The organism is Chryseobacterium sp. WG23 (genome assembly GCF_024586575.1).
Taxonomy (GTDB): Bacteria; Bacteroidota; Bacteroidia; order Flavobacteriales; family Weeksellaceae; genus Chryseobacterium.
On sequence record NZ_JALCZE010000004.1, the window covers coordinates 311,382 to 331,301 of the forward strand.

The 19,920-nt window shown below is 34.7% G+C and carries 20 protein-coding genes; 6 read left to right on the forward strand and 14 right to left on the reverse strand.

Annotated elements, in window-relative coordinates; translation table 11 throughout:
* The first annotated feature begins 7 nt into the window (after positions 1 to 7).
* From MP477_RS08405 to MP477_RS08415, 3 genes are all read left to right on the forward strand, one after another.
* A complete protein-coding gene (locus MP477_RS08405) occupies positions 8 to 1,066 on the forward strand; it encodes a hypothetical protein (RefSeq protein WP_257190009.1) in 1,059 nt (352 codons plus the stop codon).
* Positions 1,067 to 1,128: 62 nt separating this feature from the next.
* The gene (locus MP477_RS08410) at positions 1,129 to 2,817 is read left to right on the forward strand and encodes a T9SS type A sorting domain-containing protein (protein WP_257190010.1); all 1,689 of its coding nucleotides are present in this window, start codon (positions 1,129 to 1,131) and stop codon (positions 2,815 to 2,817) included.
* Between the two features lie 138 nt (positions 2,818 to 2,955).
* Positions 2,956 to 3,666 carry a diphthine--ammonia ligase gene (locus MP477_RS08415; RefSeq protein ID WP_257190011.1) on the forward strand — a complete coding sequence of 237 codons (711 nt, stop codon included), beginning with the start codon at positions 2,956 to 2,958 and terminating at the stop codon, positions 3,664 to 3,666.
* Positions 3,667 to 3,701: 35 nt separating this feature from the next.
* Here the strand turns inward: MP477_RS08415 and MP477_RS08420 are convergent, their stop codons facing one another.
* Positions 3,702 to 5,111: a pyridoxal-dependent decarboxylase gene (locus MP477_RS08420; RefSeq protein WP_257190012.1), complete on the reverse strand. Its 1,410-nt coding sequence runs from the start codon at positions 5,109 to 5,111 to the stop codon at positions 3,702 to 3,704.
* A gap of 264 nt (positions 5,112 to 5,375) precedes the next feature.
* Here MP477_RS08420 and MP477_RS08425 point away from each other — a divergent pair, with 264 nt between their 5' ends.
* On the forward strand, positions 5,376 to 6,491 hold the full coding sequence (locus MP477_RS08425; protein WP_257190013.1) for a serine hydrolase domain-containing protein: 1,116 nt from the start codon (positions 5,376 to 5,378) through the stop codon (positions 6,489 to 6,491).
* 20 nt (positions 6,492 to 6,511) lie between these two features.
* Positions 6,512 to 7,039, forward strand: a complete 528-nt coding sequence (locus tag MP477_RS08430) for a 2'-5' RNA ligase family protein (protein ID WP_257190014.1) — start codon at positions 6,512 to 6,514, stop codon at positions 7,037 to 7,039.
* A 40-nt stretch (positions 7,040 to 7,079) separates the two neighbouring features.
* Here MP477_RS08430 and MP477_RS08435 read toward each other — a convergent pair whose 3' ends face one another.
* Positions 7,080 to 8,441 carry a M64 family metallopeptidase gene (locus tag MP477_RS08435; RefSeq protein WP_257190015.1) on the reverse strand — a complete coding sequence of 454 codons (1,362 nt, stop codon included), beginning with the start codon at positions 8,439 to 8,441 and terminating at the stop codon, positions 7,080 to 7,082.
* A 2-nt stretch (positions 8,442 to 8,443) separates the two neighbouring features.
* Positions 8,444 to 8,935, reverse strand: coding sequence for a hypothetical protein (locus tag MP477_RS08440; RefSeq protein WP_257190016.1), 492 nt, complete (start codon positions 8,933 to 8,935; stop codon positions 8,444 to 8,446).
* Positions 8,936 to 9,037: 102 nt separating this feature from the next.
* Between MP477_RS08440 and ruvC the strand changes: the two genes are divergently transcribed.
* A complete protein-coding gene (gene ruvC / locus MP477_RS08445; protein ID WP_115916273.1) occupies positions 9,038 to 9,592 on the forward strand; it encodes a crossover junction endodeoxyribonuclease RuvC in 555 nt (184 codons plus the stop codon).
* Between the two features lie 90 nt (positions 9,593 to 9,682).
* Here the strand turns inward: ruvC and MP477_RS08450 are convergent, their stop codons facing one another.
* The 11 genes from MP477_RS08450 to MP477_RS08500 all read right to left on the reverse strand — a co-directional run bounded on the left by MP477_RS08450 (position 9,683) and on the right by MP477_RS08500 (position 19,916).
* Positions 9,683 to 10,261 carry a hypothetical protein gene (locus tag MP477_RS08450; protein WP_257190020.1) on the reverse strand — a complete coding sequence of 193 codons (579 nt, stop codon included), beginning with the start codon at positions 10,259 to 10,261 and terminating at the stop codon, positions 9,683 to 9,685.
* Positions 10,262 to 10,607: 346 nt separating this feature from the next.
* Positions 10,608 to 11,321: a hypothetical protein gene (locus MP477_RS08455; protein ID WP_257190021.1), complete on the reverse strand. Its 714-nt coding sequence runs from the start codon at positions 11,319 to 11,321 to the stop codon at positions 10,608 to 10,610.
* 159 nt (positions 11,322 to 11,480) lie between these two features.
* On the reverse strand, positions 11,481 to 11,999 hold the full coding sequence (locus MP477_RS08460; RefSeq protein WP_257190022.1) for a hypothetical protein: 519 nt from the start codon (positions 11,997 to 11,999) through the stop codon (positions 11,481 to 11,483).
* A complete protein-coding gene (locus tag MP477_RS08465) occupies positions 11,996 to 13,033 on the reverse strand; it encodes an RHS repeat-associated core domain-containing protein (protein WP_373567413.1) in 1,038 nt (345 codons plus the stop codon). Before MP477_RS08465 ends, MP477_RS08460 begins: the two co-directional genes overlap by 4 nt.
* Before the next feature lie 102 nt (positions 13,034 to 13,135).
* A complete protein-coding gene (locus tag MP477_RS08470) occupies positions 13,136 to 13,489 on the reverse strand; it encodes a hypothetical protein (protein WP_257190025.1) in 354 nt (117 codons plus the stop codon).
* 1 nt (position 13,490) lies between these two features.
* Positions 13,491 to 13,766, reverse strand: coding sequence for a hypothetical protein (locus MP477_RS08475; RefSeq protein ID WP_257190028.1), 276 nt, complete (start codon positions 13,764 to 13,766; stop codon positions 13,491 to 13,493).
* A gap of 28 nt (positions 13,767 to 13,794) precedes the next feature.
* A complete protein-coding gene (locus MP477_RS08480; RefSeq protein WP_373567414.1) occupies positions 13,795 to 14,661 on the reverse strand; it encodes an RHS repeat-associated core domain-containing protein in 867 nt (288 codons plus the stop codon).
* A 2-nt stretch (positions 14,662 to 14,663) separates the two neighbouring features.
* On the reverse strand, positions 14,664 to 14,942 hold the full coding sequence (locus tag MP477_RS08485) for a hypothetical protein (protein ID WP_257190030.1): 279 nt from the start codon (positions 14,940 to 14,942) through the stop codon (positions 14,664 to 14,666).
* A 3-nt stretch (positions 14,943 to 14,945) separates the two neighbouring features.
* On the reverse strand, positions 14,946 to 16,037 hold the full coding sequence (locus MP477_RS08490) for an RHS repeat-associated core domain-containing protein (RefSeq protein WP_257190032.1): 1,092 nt from the start codon (positions 16,035 to 16,037) through the stop codon (positions 14,946 to 14,948).
* A 5-nt stretch (positions 16,038 to 16,042) separates the two neighbouring features.
* Positions 16,043 to 16,342, reverse strand: a complete 300-nt coding sequence (locus MP477_RS08495) for a hypothetical protein (RefSeq protein ID WP_257190033.1) — start codon at positions 16,340 to 16,342, stop codon at positions 16,043 to 16,045.
* A gap of 1 nt (position 16,343) precedes the next feature.
* A complete protein-coding gene (locus tag MP477_RS08500; protein ID WP_257190037.1) occupies positions 16,344 to 19,916 on the reverse strand; it encodes an RHS repeat-associated core domain-containing protein in 3,573 nt (1,190 codons plus the stop codon).
* Between the last annotated feature and the right edge of the window lie 4 nt (positions 19,917 to 19,920).

Here is a 19,920-nt window from a genome sequence, read left to right on the forward strand (position 1 = left end):
TTTACCCATGAAGAGAATAATCATGAAAAATTATTTTAACAGAGCCTTAATTGTGATGATAGTCTGTCTTACTTCAGTGTTATCTTCTCAAAAGCGAACTGAAGATTTCACCATCAGCCTTCCCACTAAAAAAGTAGATAAGAGCTATTATAAAACAATCCAACTTATTGACCGCAGAACAGATACCACTTCATTAGGAATTGTTCAGCAGGGGCTTTTGAATGCTAAAGCAAAGGTTGTTTCTGCTTCGAGCCTTTCCAGCCAGTTTCAGAATGTACTGAATGGCATTAATGGTGAGAATACTGAAAACGGGACTTTAGTTTTATATCTTAAACAGCTCTATTTTGCCGAGCTTACTGCTAAACTAAGTGAGCACGGGTATTGTTATTTTCAAGCATTTTTATTTTCAAAAAATGAAGATGGAACATATTCTTTGATTGATCAGCCTGATACGGTAATTGATCACAAGGCAACTGATGTCACTAAAGAAACCCTACAGAAAGGAAGCGAAATGCTTATTGACTTTATCAGTAAAAATGCCTCTAAAAAACCTGAAGTTACCCATCACTATACTTATGAGCAGGTTAAAAACTTTGATGATACGGCAAAAGAGTCGATCCGTTTTTATAACTCACCTCAATTGAAAGATGGCGTTTACAAAGATTATAATTCTTTAAAAAATCAACAGCCGGATCAGGAAATTACGAATGTGAAGTTTTATGGTAATGCTCCCAAAATTGTAAGAATCTATGAAACGGCAGACGGCAAAGAAAAAGAGATCAAGAAGGATGATATCTATGCTGTGGTATATAAAGGTGAACCTTATATCTATCTTTCCATAGAAAACCTGTTTACCAAGGCTGAAAAGAGGGATAATGACTATTATTTCATTGGAAAAATAAGATCAGATCCCAATAGAGGAAGTATGATGGTTACCGGAGCTGCATTTTTTGGCGCCATCGGAGTTCTGATTATGACCAATCCCGCTTATCCTTTTGAAATGAAAATCAATTACTTCAATGGAGGATTCATTCCTGTGAAAGAAATTCAGAACAAAAGATACTAATAGCTAAAATCTCCTTATTTTTGGGAGATTTTTATTTATTTTTGTATTTGAAAAATTACACCATGAAAAAAACACTACTTATTTGTTTACTCCTAATTTTGACTACCCATACTTTAGATGCACAAAATAATTTACAGCTAAACAGGCTTCTGCAATCTAATACAGGATCACCGTCCCAGACTATTACTCCAAGCTATTTGAAAACATTTTCTGATGGAAGTGTTTATACTCATGTAATTGTTTCCGGGAATGTAAACTTCTTTGGAAATCAAATTAATACAGGAACAAATAAAGCCAGCGTATTCGCAAAATTAGATGCTACCGGCAATTTAATTTCACAAGCCTATATAACTTCAGCCAATATACAGCCATCCAGCTATGATAATGCCAAGAACATTGATGTAAATGCCCAAGGTGAAACTATATATTCTATTGAAACATCAAATAATACTACTTTTCATAGCAATAGTGGAATTATCACTCCTTTAACGAATTATGCATATGAGATAATTAAGATCTCGAGTTCCGGTGAACTTCTTTGGAAAAAAAGCATTACCAATTCTACCGCCAATCCAAAAGTCTTTTGTTTTTATGATAAAAACGGAGATGTTATCATTTGGGTAGGGCAAAATCAGGGAGGAAGTTTGACTTTTGATAATCAAACTTATGACCCAATAAGCAGCTTCATAGCAAAATTAGATGGCCAAACAGGAAATATTATTTATCTGAAAAAATATGACGATTTAGATCCTTGGACCGGACATTTTGCTTTTGATGAAAACAATAATATGTATGCTTTTTATGAGCCTTTTTCATATCCTACAACCTATAATATTGGAAATATACAAATCAATGGAAATGCAGATGAACTTAATTTTTTGATGGTAAAATTTGACTCTTCGGGAAATCCTGTATTTGGTAAAAATTTCTACGAAAATGTACCTGCCGGAACACGTAAATATAGCTGGCCTATTGATATAAAATACAATGGACTCAACTTCTTTATTTACGAGGTTTTAGCACGAAACACTATTGGCACCTCATCTTTTCTAAGTTTAAACGGGGTTTATCATACAGATCCTTATTTGAACAAAAGTATTGCTAATGAGATATCAATAATTTCTAAAACAGGAGATGTGTTGTCATCAACTCCTATCTTTACCTCCGGAACATATGATTCAAACCAATTTGATGTAGACGGGTCTGGAAATAGCTACATTTATGGAAGATGGTTTGATAAAATTACACTTGGAAATACAGAATATCAAATGCCCACTTATTCCTCAAATGTTATTAAGCTTAGTTCAAACGGTAGCTTAAGTTTTATAGAACCTATTGTTCAGAATTCTTTTAGTGACTTAAATCAAAAAATTTCCATATCAGGGAATAAATTACTTTTAAGTGGAAATACTTCCGCGCAATCAATAAAAGGTACTGCAATTAACAATTTAGGAGGCAGCAATTATTATATTGCTGAGTTATTACAAGGTGGAACATTATCTACAAAAGAAAATGTTTCCAATAATAATCTAAAGATATATCCAAATCCTGCCCAAGATTTTATCACAATAGAGAACGGAAAAAAACTATCCTCTGTGAAAATTTACGATGTAAGTGGAAAATTAGTTCTGTCAACAAATATATTATCTAATAAGATAGACGTAAATAAGCTTACAACCGGAAACTATATGATAGAAGTTTTCGATCAATCAAACAAACTTATTGTTAGCAAAAAATTAATCAAAAAATAGAAATTACAAATTCAAATAACAATCCTCTGAGTTAAAGATAAATTATTTCAATGATGGATTTATTCCTGTGAAAGAAATTCAGAACAAAAGATACTAATAGCTAAAATCTCCTTATTTTTGGGAGATTTTTATTTTACAATGAAACCGAAAGCTTTATTCAACTGGAGCAGCGGAAAAGATTCTGCCCTGGCTCTTTACAAAACACTACAGGAAAACCGGTATGAGGTCACCACCTTACTTACCAGTATCAATAAGGAGTTTCAAAGAATTTCCATGCATGGGGTTCATGTATCTCTTTTGGAGCAGCAGGCTGCCTATATAGGAATACCCCTGATAAAAATGGAACTTCCGAAAGAGCCTTCCATGGAAGAATACCGGGAAATAATGAATAAAACGATATCTGAAATAAAGTCCCAAGGGGTTTCCCATTCTGTTTTTGGAGATATTTTCCTTGAAGATCTCCGTCAATACAGGGAAGAACAGCTAAACAGTATCGGTATGGAAGCTGTTTTCCCTCTTTGGAAGCAAAATACATCAGACCTCATCCATGAATTTTTAGATCTGGGTTTCAAAACCATCGTAACCTGTGTGAACGGGAATTATCTGGATAAAAGCTTTGCGGGCCGGATTATTGATCAAAGCTTCATTAATGACCTTCCTGAAAATGTAGACCCTTGCGGAGAAAACGGAGAATTCCATACCTTTACTTTTGACGGTCCCATTTTTAAAGACCCGATTCAGTTTACAATAGGCGAAACAGTAAAGAAAACATACCCCAAGCCTAAAACAAGTCCTGAAGAAGAGGATGGAGAATATGTTTTCTGGTTCTGTGACCTGCTATTAAAATAAGCCTGTGAATATTTATCAGCAGGCTTTTCAACATATTATTTTATTTCAGTAATGATTTCATTCATGAGATCAAATACCAGCTGAATATCCTTTTCACTGGTCATCCAGTTGACAAATGCAGCTCTTATTCCGTTATGCTGGTTATAAAAAGTAGGTGTCATAAAGACTTTCCCTGTATCATTAAGCTTTTCAAGAAATCGCCCTACCTCATCCTTCTTTACCTCATCCTTTAATGTAAAGCAAACCGTATTCAACCGTACCGGGGCCAGCAATTTAAAATCATTACTGTTTTCAATTAACTCCCCCAACTGTTTTGCCCATGATATATTCTTATCTACAATCTCCTGATACCCTTTTCTACCATAAGCCATAATAGAGAACCAGGCCGGAAGTGCCTTTAATCTTCTTGAGTTTTCAGGAAGAAAATTTAAATAACTGAAATTCTCCAACGGATCTCCCAGATAAGGTGCATTTGAATTCTGAAAGGTTTCCACCTGCAAAATTTTATGTTGTTCCCTGATTAAAAACACAGCACTTTCATAAGGAACATTCAACCATTTATGACAGTCTACCGTAATACTGTCAGCATATTCCCAGCCTTCCACAAGGTGTTTATATGAATCTGAACATGCTGCAAATCCTCCAAAAGCCGCATCAATATGCCACCAGAAATTATATTTCTCTTTTAATTCACTGATAGCCTTAAAATCATCAAAATCCACTGTATTTACAGTTCCGCCACTTGAAATCAGGATAAACGGCTCACCGGTAAGTCTCAGAATATGTTCTTCAAGATCTTTGATATTGATAGCCTCACGGTTTCCTTCTTCTGTTTTAATTTTAACAATATTATTGCTTCCCAGCCCTAATAATGACAATGACTTTATGGAAGATGAGTGTGGAGTTGCTGTCAGTATTTTTACTGTTCCGGAAACACCTTCTTTCGCAATATCTCGTCCCTGTTCTTTTCCTACCCATTGACGGCCCACAGCCAGGCAGGTAAAATTCGACATGGTGGCTCCTGATACAAAACCTCCAAGAAAGTTTTCCGGAAGCTGAAGAAGTGTAAGCAAAAGCTGTATTGTTTCGATCTCTATATTTGCTGAAATATCTCCTTGTCCTGACACGGTTTGGGTATTCTGATCATAAATAGTGGCCAGCCAATCTCCCACAATGGATGCCGGAGTAGTTCCTCCTGTTACAAAGCCCCAATATCTAGGACCTCCAGATCCAACCATTATCGGCTCGAATTTTTCGTTGAAAATCTGTAGCGCTTTTTCCGTTCCATAGCCCGTTTCCGGCAAGCCCTGTAGCCCTGGTATAGGAGCATTATCTATAGAGGTCGGCCTGTCTGTAATATTATTCAGATATTCTGTTCCCTGTCTTTTTGTAATATCCAGCAGGTAATCAATCTGTTCTGAATCACTTTTTAAATGTCCTTTCATGATGGTAGGTTGCTTATAATCTTTCAAATGTATTAAATACTCTTTAAGTTTAGATTAAATTCCTATAAAAAATCCCGTTAAATTCATTCCTAGCACGCATTTTGCATCCTTTTGAAACTTTTAAAGATTTCACTATCTTTAGAATACCTTATTTAATTTTAAAAAATAAAACACCTGATCTCTGCTCAAAGAATATATTCCCATCAATGATCTGTGGTCTCGAAAAAATATTGAAATAATTTATAACCTATAACACAAACATCCGTGATAAAAAATTTAGCATTCCTGGTATTATTCTGTTCTTTACTTTCGTGTAAAACTGAACCTTCTCAAGCTCCCATTGACAAAAATGCCGTCATTGACTCTACCATTACTGCTTTTCAAACCACACTTTTAGAACAACAGATTGATTCTGTTTTTAAAAAGTATCATTTCAATGGAAGCGTGGCCGTCTTTAAAGATTCTCTGCCGCTTTACAGAAAAGAAAACGGGTATTCAAATTTTAAGAAAAAAACAAAAATTGACAGCAATACCATTTTTGCCATTGGTTCCGTGAGTAAGCAATTTACTGCAGCCCTGGTTCTGCTTCAAATGGAACAGGGAAAGCTGAATGTAACCGATAAAGCCTCTAAGTATGTAAAGGAATTCCAGAATAAAGACTATGAACATATTACCATTCACCAGCTTCTCAACCATACTTCCGGACTGAACCTTCTTGGCGGAAAGCTGATGTTTAAAAGCGGTTCAGATTTTTATTATTCCAATGACGGGTTCAATACGTTGGGAAAAATTGTAGAAAAAGTATCCGGAAGATCTTATGATGAAAATATACAGGAGCTTTTTAAAAAAGCAGGAATGACAAATTCTTCCACAGGAAATACTTTTAAAGGAACTCATTTCGCCAGTGCTTATGTTGGCAATGGAACACTGTGTGAAGAAGTTCCGAATATGCCGAAAAGATTAGGTGGAAAAGAAATAGGAACTCCTGCCGGAGGAATACTTTCTACCATTCAGGACCTTCACCGTTGGAATAATGCTCTTTACGGAGGTAAAATACTGAAACCGGAGACGCTAAAACAGTTTATGGCAAAAAGCGCAGAAAGACATCATGCCATCTTTGGAAAAATGGGGTATGCCTATGGAATCATGCTGAATATCGGAAAGCCTGCCTCCTATTTTCACAGCGGATACATAAAAGGTTCTCCTTCTCTGAATATCTATTATCCGGAAACAAAGACCTCTGTAATCATTCTTTCCAATATTGCGGACGAAGCAAAAGGAAAAGGCCTGGTCTTCAAACCACATATTGAAATAAAAAAGATTACTGACAATCTTGAAAATATAATAATGCAGCTTAAGCAAAAAAATGAAGTACCTTAGCTTTCACTCATTTCAACTGTATGAAAAAGATGTATTTCATAGCCATTTATCCGCCAAAGGAAATCATAGAAGAGATTAAGGTTTTCAAGAAAGATCTTGCAGAGTGCTATGGCAGCTCCAAAGCATTGAAGAATGATGCCCATATCACCCTATTTCCTCCATTCTCCAGAGAGATGGAACTGGAAAGTGATATTTTTACAGCGTTTCAGAAAATTGACACTCAAATGTCTCCTTTTGAAATTGAGCTCAATGGTTTTGGAAGTTTTCCCAATCCTAAGAATCCGGTGATCTTTGTTCATCCGGAAAACAGCCCCAATTTAACAGAGCTTTATAACAGGGTAAAACAACAGTTCAATTTCGCAAAATATTCTTTCAATCCGCATATGACTGTTGGATACAGAGATCTGACATGGGAAAATTACCTTAAAGCCTGGGAGAAATATCAATCAAAAGAATATAAAACTAAATTTCTAGTTGATAAAATTTTACTTCTCCGCCATGATTACAGATGGATTCCCATTGCTGAAAAGAGCTTGAGAGAAACCTAAAAAAGAAAACCGGCAGTTAAAAGCCGGTTTATATGTTTATCTATTCTTTTATTATTTTCTGAGAAATAACAGGCTGTCCGTCTTCTGCTACATTCAGAAGGTAAGAACCCGAAGGAACATTCCTGATATCAACATAGATCGTTGATGCATCTTTTAATTCAAATTTTGTAGAAATCAGTTTTCCTGAAGCATCATAGATTTCCACTTTCGTATTTTTTGAAAAATCCTGTTTTCCACGGATAGTAAATTCTCCATCACCAGGATTCGGATATATACTGAATTTTCTTTCTATTGCTTTTATATCTGCAACTCTAAGCGTCGACTTACTTAAGGTCCATGTAATATTGGTAAGATGAAGCGTACTGTGGTTATCTACTTTTAACAGCGGATTATTATCTGTTACCGAAAATAATAAAGTATTATTGCCATTGTTCAGCTGAGCAGGGGTAACTGTTAGTGTATTTCCTGTTGCACTAAGAGCAGCACCGTTCAATTTCCAGGTATTCACTAAGGTATTGGGAATCGGAAGAATTTCATTCACTGTAAACGTGATATTGGAACTCGCACTTAAGGTAGTATTGTTGGCTGGAGTATAAGAATCTACGGGAGAAACTAAAGAATGGATTTTTTCAATAATTGCTTCTTTACAAACAGAGCAAAACTGCTGGTTAAGGTACCTCATCTCACAGCTCTGATGCGGTCTGAACCAGCTTGGGCTTTCTGTATACGGATAGACTCCCACACTGTTTAATCCTACCCAGTTTTTCCATTTTATAGTAGCCGGATTAGAGTTTTGGGTTTTATTGGGAGACTCAAGAGAACCGGCAAACCAATATTCATCTGCTAATTTCCCAAAAGAATGCCCCAGCTCATGAACTACAATTTCACTGGCAGAACCATTCAACGATGCAAAGGCATAGGTGCCTCCACAACCGCCATATTCTGTAGAATTACCCAGTACATACGTGATATCATAATCCGGGATATTGGCAGCCAGTACCTGTCCTACTTTATTGGTTGTATTGCTGTAAATACATCTGTGAACCCCAACATCAAAGGTAGACCCCAGATAATTATTGGGATTTGAAACCGGTATTACGGGTTCTGTAACATCAGTAGCCGTTCCGGGATGCTTAACGCCCGTTTCAGCAGAAACTACTTTCACGGCATAGGCATTAAAGTAATTTTTGTATTCTTTGTAAGGGCTTTTGGTAAAAAGATAATCAATGGTTGACTGAGCTGATGACACAAAAGAGGTCTGCTGTGCAGCAGTAAAACCATCCCCTAAAACCGCAATAATAACACGTTTATCATTGCTGCCACTCTGTAAAAGGGGAACTTTGTCAAATACCTGTCCAAAACAGCTGCTTCCCATAAGAAGAGATAATAATATTTTTTTCATGATTATAGTTTTTGAGTGAATAATAGCTTTACACCATCGTCTGTGGCTTTTTCAATTTTTACAAGACCCATATTTTCAGAATAGGGAAACCTCACGCTGAACTCGGCATTTTGAAGTGAAGCCTTATGCCGGGACATCCCCTCTTTTTCATAGACTTCAAGTTCCGGATTCAGAGGATCTTTTACATGCTGGCTGGCAATTTCTTTGCCTCCCGTTTCTACAAGCGTAATAATAAAATCTCCATTTTGAACTTCTTTTCGGTCAAAAGAAGGCATTGACTTCATCTTACCTTCCGAAATTTTGCTTTCCTGAAGGATAATTTTTTCACTTCCGGATCGGTCTTTATCTGCTTTAAAAAACAAATAAATAATCCGGTCACCTTTTTCTACCGTATTTTCTACTGCCACACTCCTGTACGAAGCTAACCCATTCTCTTTCTGAAAACTACAAAACAGAAAAGAGGGAACGATTAATAAATTGAGTAAATTTTTCATGTCTATTTTTTTTAAAGTTAATAAACTTTTAAATACAAATCACTCCTATTTGATTTTTTTTCATCGCTGAAAAAATGGCAGAAAGTCCTTATCTTTGAACCAATGATTTCAGAGAAAATAATTTTAGGTATTGATCCCGGAACAGCCATCATGGGGTTTGGTCTTATTTCCGTTAAAAAAGGTAAAATGGAAATGATCTCCATTCATGAACTGATCTTAAAAAAATATCCTAATCACGAAACGAAGCTTAAATATATTTTTGATAAGACGTTAGCGCTCATTGATGAATTCCATCCTGACGAAGTAGCTCTTGAAGCCCCTTTCTTTGGGAAAAATGTACAGAGTATGTTAAAATTAGGCCGTGCCCAGGGGGTAGCCATGGCTGCCAGCCTCCACAGAAATATCCCCATCACAGAATATTCTCCTAAAAAAATTAAAATGGCCATTACCGGAAACGGAAATGCCAGTAAAGAACAGGTAGCAGGAATGCTTCAGAATCTTCTTAACCTAAAAGAATTCCCCACAAAATATCTGGATGCCTCCGATGGCCTTGCCGTTGCGGTATGCCATCATTTCAATTCAGGAACCATTGCAGATACAAAATCATACTCCGGCTGGGATAGTTTTTTGAAACAAAACCCGGATCGATTGAAATAGAAAAGCTTCCTTAAAAGAATGGTAATGTTTTTTAATAAAAATGCAGCCACATTATAAACATAAAAACCTCACTTATTGTGAGGTTTTATTTTATTCTGTTGAAATATTTAAATTACTTATACAGTTTATAAATTCTTTCTTTTTTTCTTCTTTAAGATAAGGCATACCATCTATACCGTCTTTAATATCAGTATATTTTATTCTTATGTTGCTATAATTAACTATCTTTTTATTTGTAAAATAGTAACTCTTTACATAAACAGGAGACTTGGGGGTATACCTATCTATTTCGAAACACTTTTTCAAATTATCAACTTTATTTTGTATTACTAGCTCGTATCTGAAATATTCGTCAGGATAATTCTTTTTTACATCTTGTATAGAAACCTTTTTTGTATAAAATATAAAATCAGTTTCTTTAATTTTGGTCTTAATCTTATTGTATGAAAGGCTATCCAGACGCAATTTATATGGGCTGGTTGTAATTTCACAAGCAAATTCATTATCTACGATAATCATTCCATTATAAAAACCCTGTTCATCATGGAATCCATCCTCAATATAAATATGAGAATATTTTTTATCAGGATTAATATGACAAGACTTTGCACCTACTAATCTGTATGTCAAAAAATTATTTTTAATTCCTTTTATTAATGTTGAATCCATATATGCAGTATTATAATATATATAATTATCTTTTAACAAAGATTCATTCATTTGCTTAAGTGATATTTTATTTTGTGAAGAACAACATGTAAATATGATTGTACTTAATAATAATAATATAAAATTTTTCATTGTCGGTACCTTATTTATTAGTATGCTCTATTTTTTAACTTTTGCCAATGGTAAAATGCAGCTCTATGATAAGCATTGAAATCTTTATTTTTAAGAGCTCCTCTGCTGTTTCTTTCGAACCTTATTCCACGTTTCATAAATGATCCGACTTTAGTAAACACAGCACTTTTCTTAGGTTAAAAAATAACCCATTGCAGTTGCAAGGGGTTTATTTTTATTCTATGGGAATATTTAAATTACTTATACAATTTATAAATTCTTTCTTTTTTTCTTCTTTAAAATATGGTAAATACTTTATCCCATCCTCTATAAATGTATCTTTATAACTAAAAGGAATATAATTTTTTTCAATATACTTTTTTGTAAAATAATATGAAATTAAATCAATGGAAGATCTTGGAGTATATTTATCAGTATTTAAACACTTTTCAAACTCTTTTGTTTTATTTTGAATCACCAGCTGATACCGAAAATATTCATTAAGATAGTTCTTTTTAAAATTTTCCATTTCTATTTTTTTGGTATAAAAAATAACTTCATTATATATGGCATCTTTTTCTTTACCTTTTATATAAGACAGACTATCTATATCTAATTTATTTGGATTAGCTGTAACCTCACAAACATCTTTATTATCAAAAATAATAACCCCATCATAATACCCCCTTTCTGCATTAAAACCATCTTCTATATAAATATGAGAATATTTTTTATCGGGATCTATATTACAAGATCGAGCACCTGCTAAACGATATATAGTGTAACCCCTTGTAAGCATTTTTATCATTGTAGAATCACTTGATGTACTATAAGGAAATAAACTTTTATTTTTTAATAAAGAATTATTCATTTGTCTTAACGTAATTTTCCCTTGTGAATAACAAGAACAAAACAACATCAAATTTAGTAGTAAAATAATATTTTTCATTTTTAATAATATTATATTATAATCCGCGACTTTTAAATCTCTGCCAGTAGTAAAATGCTGTGACTAAAATGTAAAAACCTCACTTTTTGTGAGGTTTAGTTATGTTAACTCAAAAGCGGGATACTTTGTGCTACGGAAGAAAATTTATTTACCTGATCTTTATTCATTTTCAATAACCTCTGTATTTTTAAGTGTTTTCTTAAAAAAAGATAATCGGCTTGTGGGATATATATAAATTATCTCAGATTTTTCATTAAACATGAATGATATATTAAAAGGATCATAAATAATACCATCTGGTAATTTTTGATTATTTATATTTTGATATGGTATTTGTTTTATTAGCGATTTGAAAATATCTAATGAATCTTGAGAAACTACCAGATAATTTTTATACTTATATAATTTTTTATATACTATATTCTTTGTATTTCTTTTTTCAATAATTGTGATTCCAATTCCATAACTGACATCTTTAAAACCTATTGTATCATTTATTTTTTTAGAAGATAAAATTAAAAATATATCCTTTGGATTATCAATTGACTTTTGTGATTTATATAAATCTAGTGATACATTAAGTAATTCTTCTATACTGTGTTTTTTTATCTTTTTAATATTCTGTGCAGAACAGGATATAAAAGAAAGACTAAATATTAATAAAAGTTTATTTATCATTTTGTTTTACCTTTAAATGTTGCTGTTGAGTTATTATATTGAACGTATCCGCCTCCCAATTTTTCATTTAACATTGGACTATACATATATCTTGTTAACCCCTTAATTTCAGATGTAGATCTATCTCCCTCATAACCATGAAGTGGATTTATGCTAAATGTTACACTTCCGTTTGTAAATCTTTCGGCAAAGCCAGAGGGAGCCATTTGTCCTGTGATGGTAGGATGGCTATGGGCATTTTCAACCCAGCTACCATCTTTTACGATATGAAGACCATTTCCTTGTGAAAGGTTTAAGTATGGAAGTATTAAATTAGCTTGTTGAACAACATTTGATAGGTGATTTGTATTAATCAAATTTGAGGAAAAACCATCGGAAAAATTTATTTTATTTTGAGCAAATTCGACGTTCGTATTCTCCCCTGCAAATTCAAAAAATTGAGTAGCAGTATCATAATTATCAATTTTTAAATAAGTCATTTTATCACCTGTTGTCCCCTCACCACTTAAATTATATGGTACCGTCTTCGCTTCTCCTATTTGCGAATCTCCTGTAGGATTAGTTTCTGTTACATTGGTACGATCAATTTGTATAGACTTAGACTCATCTTCATTTGTAATAGTGTCATAGGGGTTATTGTCTTTTGTTCTCTCTATATTACCATTATTAAAAATCTTAATCTTATCTTCTGCTTGCATACCATCAGGATCAATAAACCGGATTGGATTATTATAAGCGTAGGTATAAGGACTCCATCTTCTAGAGGTTTCCGCCAGCGGATCAACCACACCCCATCTCCCAATATCCGCCATGTACATCCTTGCTCCATAGTCATACATTCCCGTCTCCTGCAACTCCTTCCCGTTGTATTTATAATTTTTATACGTACTCGGTCCAAAGAAAGCTGCTCCAGTATTTAAATGACTCATTCCAAAAGGGTAATAATCATTGGAATCTGTAATTTCAAGAGCGCCTGTGCTGTTTCTTCCGAAACTTAGCCTTACATTTCTAAGGTTGTGTTTATATTGATAAATATAATAGTTTTCTCAGAAATAATTGAACCACTACAATTGCAGTGGTTCAATTATCCTAAGGACACGAGCTAAAAGCTCGGGTCAGCGGGGAGGGTATAATTTTTATGGTTCACTTTTTAATGTCTTATAAAAATTAAAATTCCCCAAAGTATCTTGTCTATAGACTTGGTAATTTTTAGAATTTTTTACCTTATGAATAGAGTCTCCCACTTTTAGGTCTTCTTTATTCTCACTGCCTATATATATAACACATAATGGATTGAACTTGTCATCTCCCTCAAATTTCACCTCTACATAACCTTCACCTCTTCCTACATATCTCAAAGATTCAACTCTTCCATTTAATTCGGTAATATACATTTCCTCTGATCTATTGTATTTGATAATTAAAAATGCAATAATAATGCTTAATATCAATATACAAAAAATAATAAAATTACGTTTATTTAATTCCATACTAATATGATCCTTTTCCTGTTACTGCTCCTGTATAATCAGCTATTCTTATTTTTCCGTCAAAGCCAACTCCTACTCTTGTGTTGGAAATTGTTACACCTGCTCCAACGGAACCTTTTGCTCCTGCTGCAACTCCAACAGAACGTGTAACCCACCTGTCCCCAACAAATGGATTTTTTGGATCAAAGGAAACTGAAACACTTCCAGTGACTCCAACAACATCAACCAGAGATCCATTTACATATGCTTCAGTTCCTACAACTGAATTTAAACTCATATCAGAAACTTTACCTGTAAAGCTGCTGCTAAAAAAACGAAAGATTACCTTCTCCACCTGCACCAAAAGCTACACCAAAACTTAAAGTATTACCTGGGTCAAAGTAAACACCAGCATCTTTTCTTCTTGTGATAACCTCAAGCCCCATACTTGTTCCAATTTCTAGACCTCCTCCAACTGAACCTCCTTGAGTAACCCCAAATCTATCAGGAACTAAAAATCTGGCAAAAGGACTATTCCATAGACTTCTTTTTGTAACTGTTACGTTTCCTACATCATGCAATCTTCCATCTTCAATAGCTTTACCCCCTCCTTTAACAGAATCATCATATACGTATCCATCTGCTGCATAATTCATAGAACCCATTGTATTACTAGCAAAAGCATACTTAGCTCCTTCAATATTATTGCCTTTAAAAAACTGAGAAGCATTATCCCTATTTAAAGCTTTATTATAAAGATATTGCCCATCTCCAGTATAATACCAATCCCTTCCATCGGGATCAATTCTCATAATTGGATTATTTCCAACATAATTATAGGGAGAATGATTGGTATAAGATTGTTGATTTGGATCCACTACACCCCATCTTCCCAGATCGGGCATATAAAACCTTGCGCCGTAGTCATACATTCCTGTCTCCTGAAGCTCCTTCCCATTGTACTTATAATTTTTATATGTACTCGGCCCAAAGAAAGCTGCGCCAGTATTTAAATGACTCATCCCAAAAGGGTAATAATCATTGGAATCTGTAATTTCAAGAGCGCCTGTGCTGTTTCTGCTGAAACTTATTCTTACATTTCCTAGATGATCCTGATATTGGTAAATATAAATAATTGTTAATAAAAAAATACCACACGAAAGGATTCGTGTGGCAGCGTAGGGGGGGATTATTCTTACAGAGTAGCAGTTCTAATTATATGACAATGATATGATTCATCCTCATATGAAAAAGAAAAATACCAAACGTCAGTCAAGCCATCTAAGGAAGAAACTCCTATTTCTTCAATCCAAAAATTAAGATCATTTAAAAGATTTTCTTTAAAATCAATAAGGTCTTGATTCTTGATATTTTCTTTAATAGCATTTACTAAAGCTTCTTTTTCATCTGTTGAATAGTTTTGTGAGCAATATGTGCCTCCCATAAATTCAAAAATAATTGTATATAAATTCATAGCTTATCTATTTCCTTTTGCATTTCTACTATGGTTTTCTCCTGTTTCTTGTGCTTTTGCTTTCCAATGTTTTACCTGTTTTTCTAACTGTGTTTTCAACTTATTATCTTCTTTTGTTTTATTTGGCTTTCTAGATATGGAATCCAATTTACTTTTTGCTTCTTCATATTTTTCTCCAGCACTTTGCTTAGCTTTAAGATTTGCATGCTGTCCGTTCTTTCCTCCTCCTTTTCTTGCATCAGGAACATTTACACCATTTACATCGGTACTGTCAGTTTCTGCATTTGATTCCACATTTGATTCTGCACTATCAGTATGTTTGTACATCATAGGATCAATTCGAGTTGGCTGAAAAGTTGGATTAGTATCTACAAAATCGCTGATAACATACCATGAAGCAGCCGCTAAAAAAGCAAACAACCCAAAACGAGCATTTTGTGAAAGAGCAATACCTGCAGCAGCTGGAGAAACTCCACTTACAGCAATGTCATCTATATCAGTAAATGTATTTCCTCCATCTAAAAGTTGTACAGTAGCTCCATCGATTCTGTAACTACCTGTTTTACCTACATGGCTCCAACCATCAGGAGTATTTTCTGGTCCTGTGACATTTGGATCCCATCTATATCTATCCGTTTTTGGATTATGAATCCAGTCAGAAACCTCTCCAGTCATTCCTGTAGGATCTGCAAAAGATATTGGATTATTCCAAACGTAGCTATAAGCTTCATGAGTATATTGGCTTCTTGGATCTATTACCCCCCAACGTCCAATATCTGCCATATAAAACCTCGCACCATAATCATACATACCAGTCTCCTGAAGCTCCTTCCCATTGTATTTATAATTTTTATATGTACTCGGCCCAAAGAAAGCTGCTCCAGTATTTAAATGACTCATCCCAAAAGGGTAATAATCATTGGAATCTGTAATTTCAAGAGCGCCTGTGCTGTTTCTTCCGAAACTTATTCTTGCATTTCCAAGTTGATTCTTGTATTGGTAAATATAACTAATTGTTAATGAAAAATGCCACACGAAAGGATTCGTGCGGCGTAGGGGAAACCTCTTTTGTCCTAAAAAAGATAGAAATTCCACCTCTATTAACTAAAAACTAGATAATTGTCAACTTCATTGTACTTTTCATCCAAAACAGATACATAGTAACCTAAATTTATTTCATTTGATAATAAATTCAATCTTACCTCAATAAGATAAGAATCACTGTTTATAGCTGAATATTTAAATTTCACTGAATCTTTTTCAATTTGAAGGTCAAATACAGATATATCAATTTCATCTGATAAAAAAGAGTTTTCACTTTTTTCAATGCATCTTTTGTAAGATTTAATTGCGTTGAGATAGTAATTTTCTAGTATTTCACTATTCATTTTTTTCTTCATATTAATGTCCTGTTATATAATCAAATATAATATGTCCAGTAGCATTGGGATTTCCATAAATTCTTATATCACCTCCTTTACCTAATATTTTAATTTTGTATGTATAACCTGTAGATTTTGCCTCAGTAGCTGTTAATTTTATTATTCCTTGAGCATCTACAGGTGCTACAATACCTTTTCCAATTGCTGCTGCTACCTTTTTTTGTATAGCTGTATCAAGCTTGTTAAATTCTTTCCTTACAACCCATCCTGAAGTTTTTCCAGCATTTTTTTTAGCAAGTGATTTTCCTACTGCCCTCAAAGAACTTTTTAATGGTCCTCTACCTATATCTGGCATTTCCAGCAATATCATAGTATCTTCATCACTTATCGGCATCTTTCGTTTGTCTGGCCCCGAATCAAATAAAGAGGCAAAACTAAAACCACTACCATATCTACTATTGTAATAAAAATCTATATATCCCTGGTTTACTTCATAATTAGAATTCCCATCTAAACTAGTTTTATTAGAATCATAATATTTAGCATAAGTTTTTGCTTTTGCAAAGTCATGTCCATTGACTAAAACAGTTTCATTAACTCCATCATTAACATTTACTTCTTCTCCTGTTCTTTTATGCTTATAAATTGTTGCAACCGTTTCAGGTTGTTGGGCAATCATACCTGTCGGGTCATTATAAAAAATAGGATTATTATCTGCATAACTATACGGCTGGAATGTTTCATCACTTAATGGATCATGTACTCCCCATCGTCCAAGATCAGGCATATAAAATCTCGCCCCATAATCATACATACCAGTCTCCTGCAACTCCTTCCCATTGTACTTATAATTTTTATATGTACTCGGCCCAAAGAAAGCTGCTCCAGTATTTAAATGACTCATCCCAAAAGGGTAATAATCATTGGAATCTGTAATTTCAAGAGCGCCTGTGCTGTTTCTTCCGAAACTTATTCTTACATTTCCTAGATGATCCTGGTATTGGTAAATATACTGATCTTTTTCATAATCATAAAACCCTTCTGATGTTGGGAAAAATTTTAAGTCTACGGTCTTAGCTGTAGGGGTTGGAGAAATTTTTCTCGTTTCTACGGAAAATGCCTCTATTTCCATTGCTTTTCTCATGGGAGACGTGGCAAAACCGATAGGTTCTTCTCCTCCGCCAGGTGAACCACCACCTGCAATTTCCATACGGCTGTACTGAAATCCATCTAAATAATCGGTATCAGTTGTAGTCGTTACCGTTCCATTGATACCGTCATTCAATTCAACTGCTCTTTTATGTAATTTCACTCCATCAGCTCGATACAAATGATTAACACTAAAATTAGGACCACGTGTTATTGAATTAGGTAAATTCAAATGGTTATAGCCAATTCCTACAATCTGTTTATCCTGCATATCTTTCATATTGCCATTAAGGTCATAGTTTATTGTATTTCCTCCGCCTTCATATCCCGCCTGATTGTTGGTACTGTCCTTAATATTGGTCAGTCTGTTTCCGGAATAGGTATAGGTAAGGTTATCAATGACCGTTGCCGTATTTATTGCTGCTTTAAATACTGAAGTTCTGTAAAGATTGGTAATATTTCCGTTTAAATCATAAGCTAAGGATTCTATATTTTCTTTACTGTTCGGATTATTAGGGTTCTGATAATAGCCTGCACTTAGCCTATTTAAACTATCATAGGCATATCCATACCTTTTGGGAGTAATGGGTGGGTTAGCTCCAATACTCCGTACAGACCTCCAATCTACTTCTGCAATATTTCCGTTGTATCTTGGTTTTACATTCTTTCCGGGGAATTGTACAGTATCGGGATTTTCGATACCTTCTCTCTGGTTGTATTTAATTTTATAAGCAAATAATTTTCCGCCTAAATCAGCAACAGGCATCTGGTTTTTATTAATATCGGTCATCCAGCCCCTGATATTATAATCGTAATCAATACTTTGAAGGTTGTTTCCTACTTTCTTATTGCTGAGCTGGGAAAGTTCGTTGTACGTATTTTCAGTCAGAAGTTGCTCTGGGTTACCATCTACCTGGTGCCAGTGTTCCTTCATTCTGTTCTGGGAATCATAAACAAAACGCTCCTGAATGGTTATGCCTGATTCACCAGGTTTTCTAAGATGATAGGTATTGGTGTTTTGTGGAACTCCTGCAAAATCCAGCATGGATTCTGTTTTGGTATAGCCTCCCAAATGATTAATGGAATGTGTACCAATGAGTCTACCTTTGGTGTCATAGTAAATATAGTTCTTTGTCCATCCAATATCATTGGCTTCTGTATTTTTTACATAGCTGGCAATGGGTAGTCCTTTTGTACTTACCGTAGAGTTTTGGGTGTTATCCTGTAAAACATTGCTTCCCTGTATCTGTGATGGAGTAGCAGGTGCCCCTACAGGATACGTATCATAATAATTGAGGCTTAAAAAATTATAGACTTTATCATATTGGGGATATCCTTGGGTAACGGAATAATAGATATCCATTCCACTATAGTTCATTGATAAACCAGAGCTTCTGGTTTCACTATTGCTACCTTTGGTATTGGCATAATTCTGTTCTTCCAAACGGGAGTTCCCCATAGCCTGACATATCCCAGTCATAATCACTCTTGAAAACTGGTCATATTTGGTGTACATCCACTGTCCTTTAGCTCTGAGATTGGCATCTTGTGTGCCCACCAGTCTATCCTGTTTATCATACACCATATATTCCCAATCTTTTCCAGGAAGCTTCTTTTCTACCAAACGGTTTCTTCCATCATAACGGTACTCATAAGCTAATTCCTGCTGGTCAGCCCATCCCCAATGTACTTTTTCTGATAACAAAGGAGGGATTACCCATGCTAGCTGATCATATTCATTGTATACATAATAGGTGTCTGCATTTTCTGTAGCATTGATTACTTTTCTTACCATCAGCGTCTGACCTTTTCCATTTTTGAATTCAATGGTTTGGTTTCCGTCTTCATCGGTGATGGTATTTTTGTAGAGCTGGCTTGCTCCATACATACCTCCATACTCAATGGTTGATTTTGTAGCACCGTTCTCCCAGGTGGTGGTGGTGAACATCTTTATAACATCTGTTGCTGTATTGGTTCCATAATCAAATTTTACAGGTTTACCGGACCAATCATTTCCGACCTGAATCTGTTGCTGGATTCTGTCTAAAGGCGAGTTTTCCAGGATCTTTTCTGCATAAATCTTTTCTGAACCATAAGGAGTATTGGTCGCATTCGATAAAGGATTGGGAACAATAGCTCCATTCAAAGTTCCTCCTTGTGGAACGGGCAAATAATCTTTTACCTGCCTTCCAAAGCCGTCATATTCAATATGGGTGACAACATCTTTTCCCAGTGGGGATGCTTTTACATTAACTACCTGTTTGGGTCTTCCTAATCCGTCGAAATATTGAACTGTTTCGGCAGATTTTGTAGCCGTAGCTCCATTGTAATCCAGATACGTTTTAGCCTGGATATAGTTTTCCGTATTAGGAAGCGGAGTGAGCTGTGCCTGTAGACTTCCTGTTACCAGCAGTACTCCTATAGGGATTATTATTTTTTTCATCGGT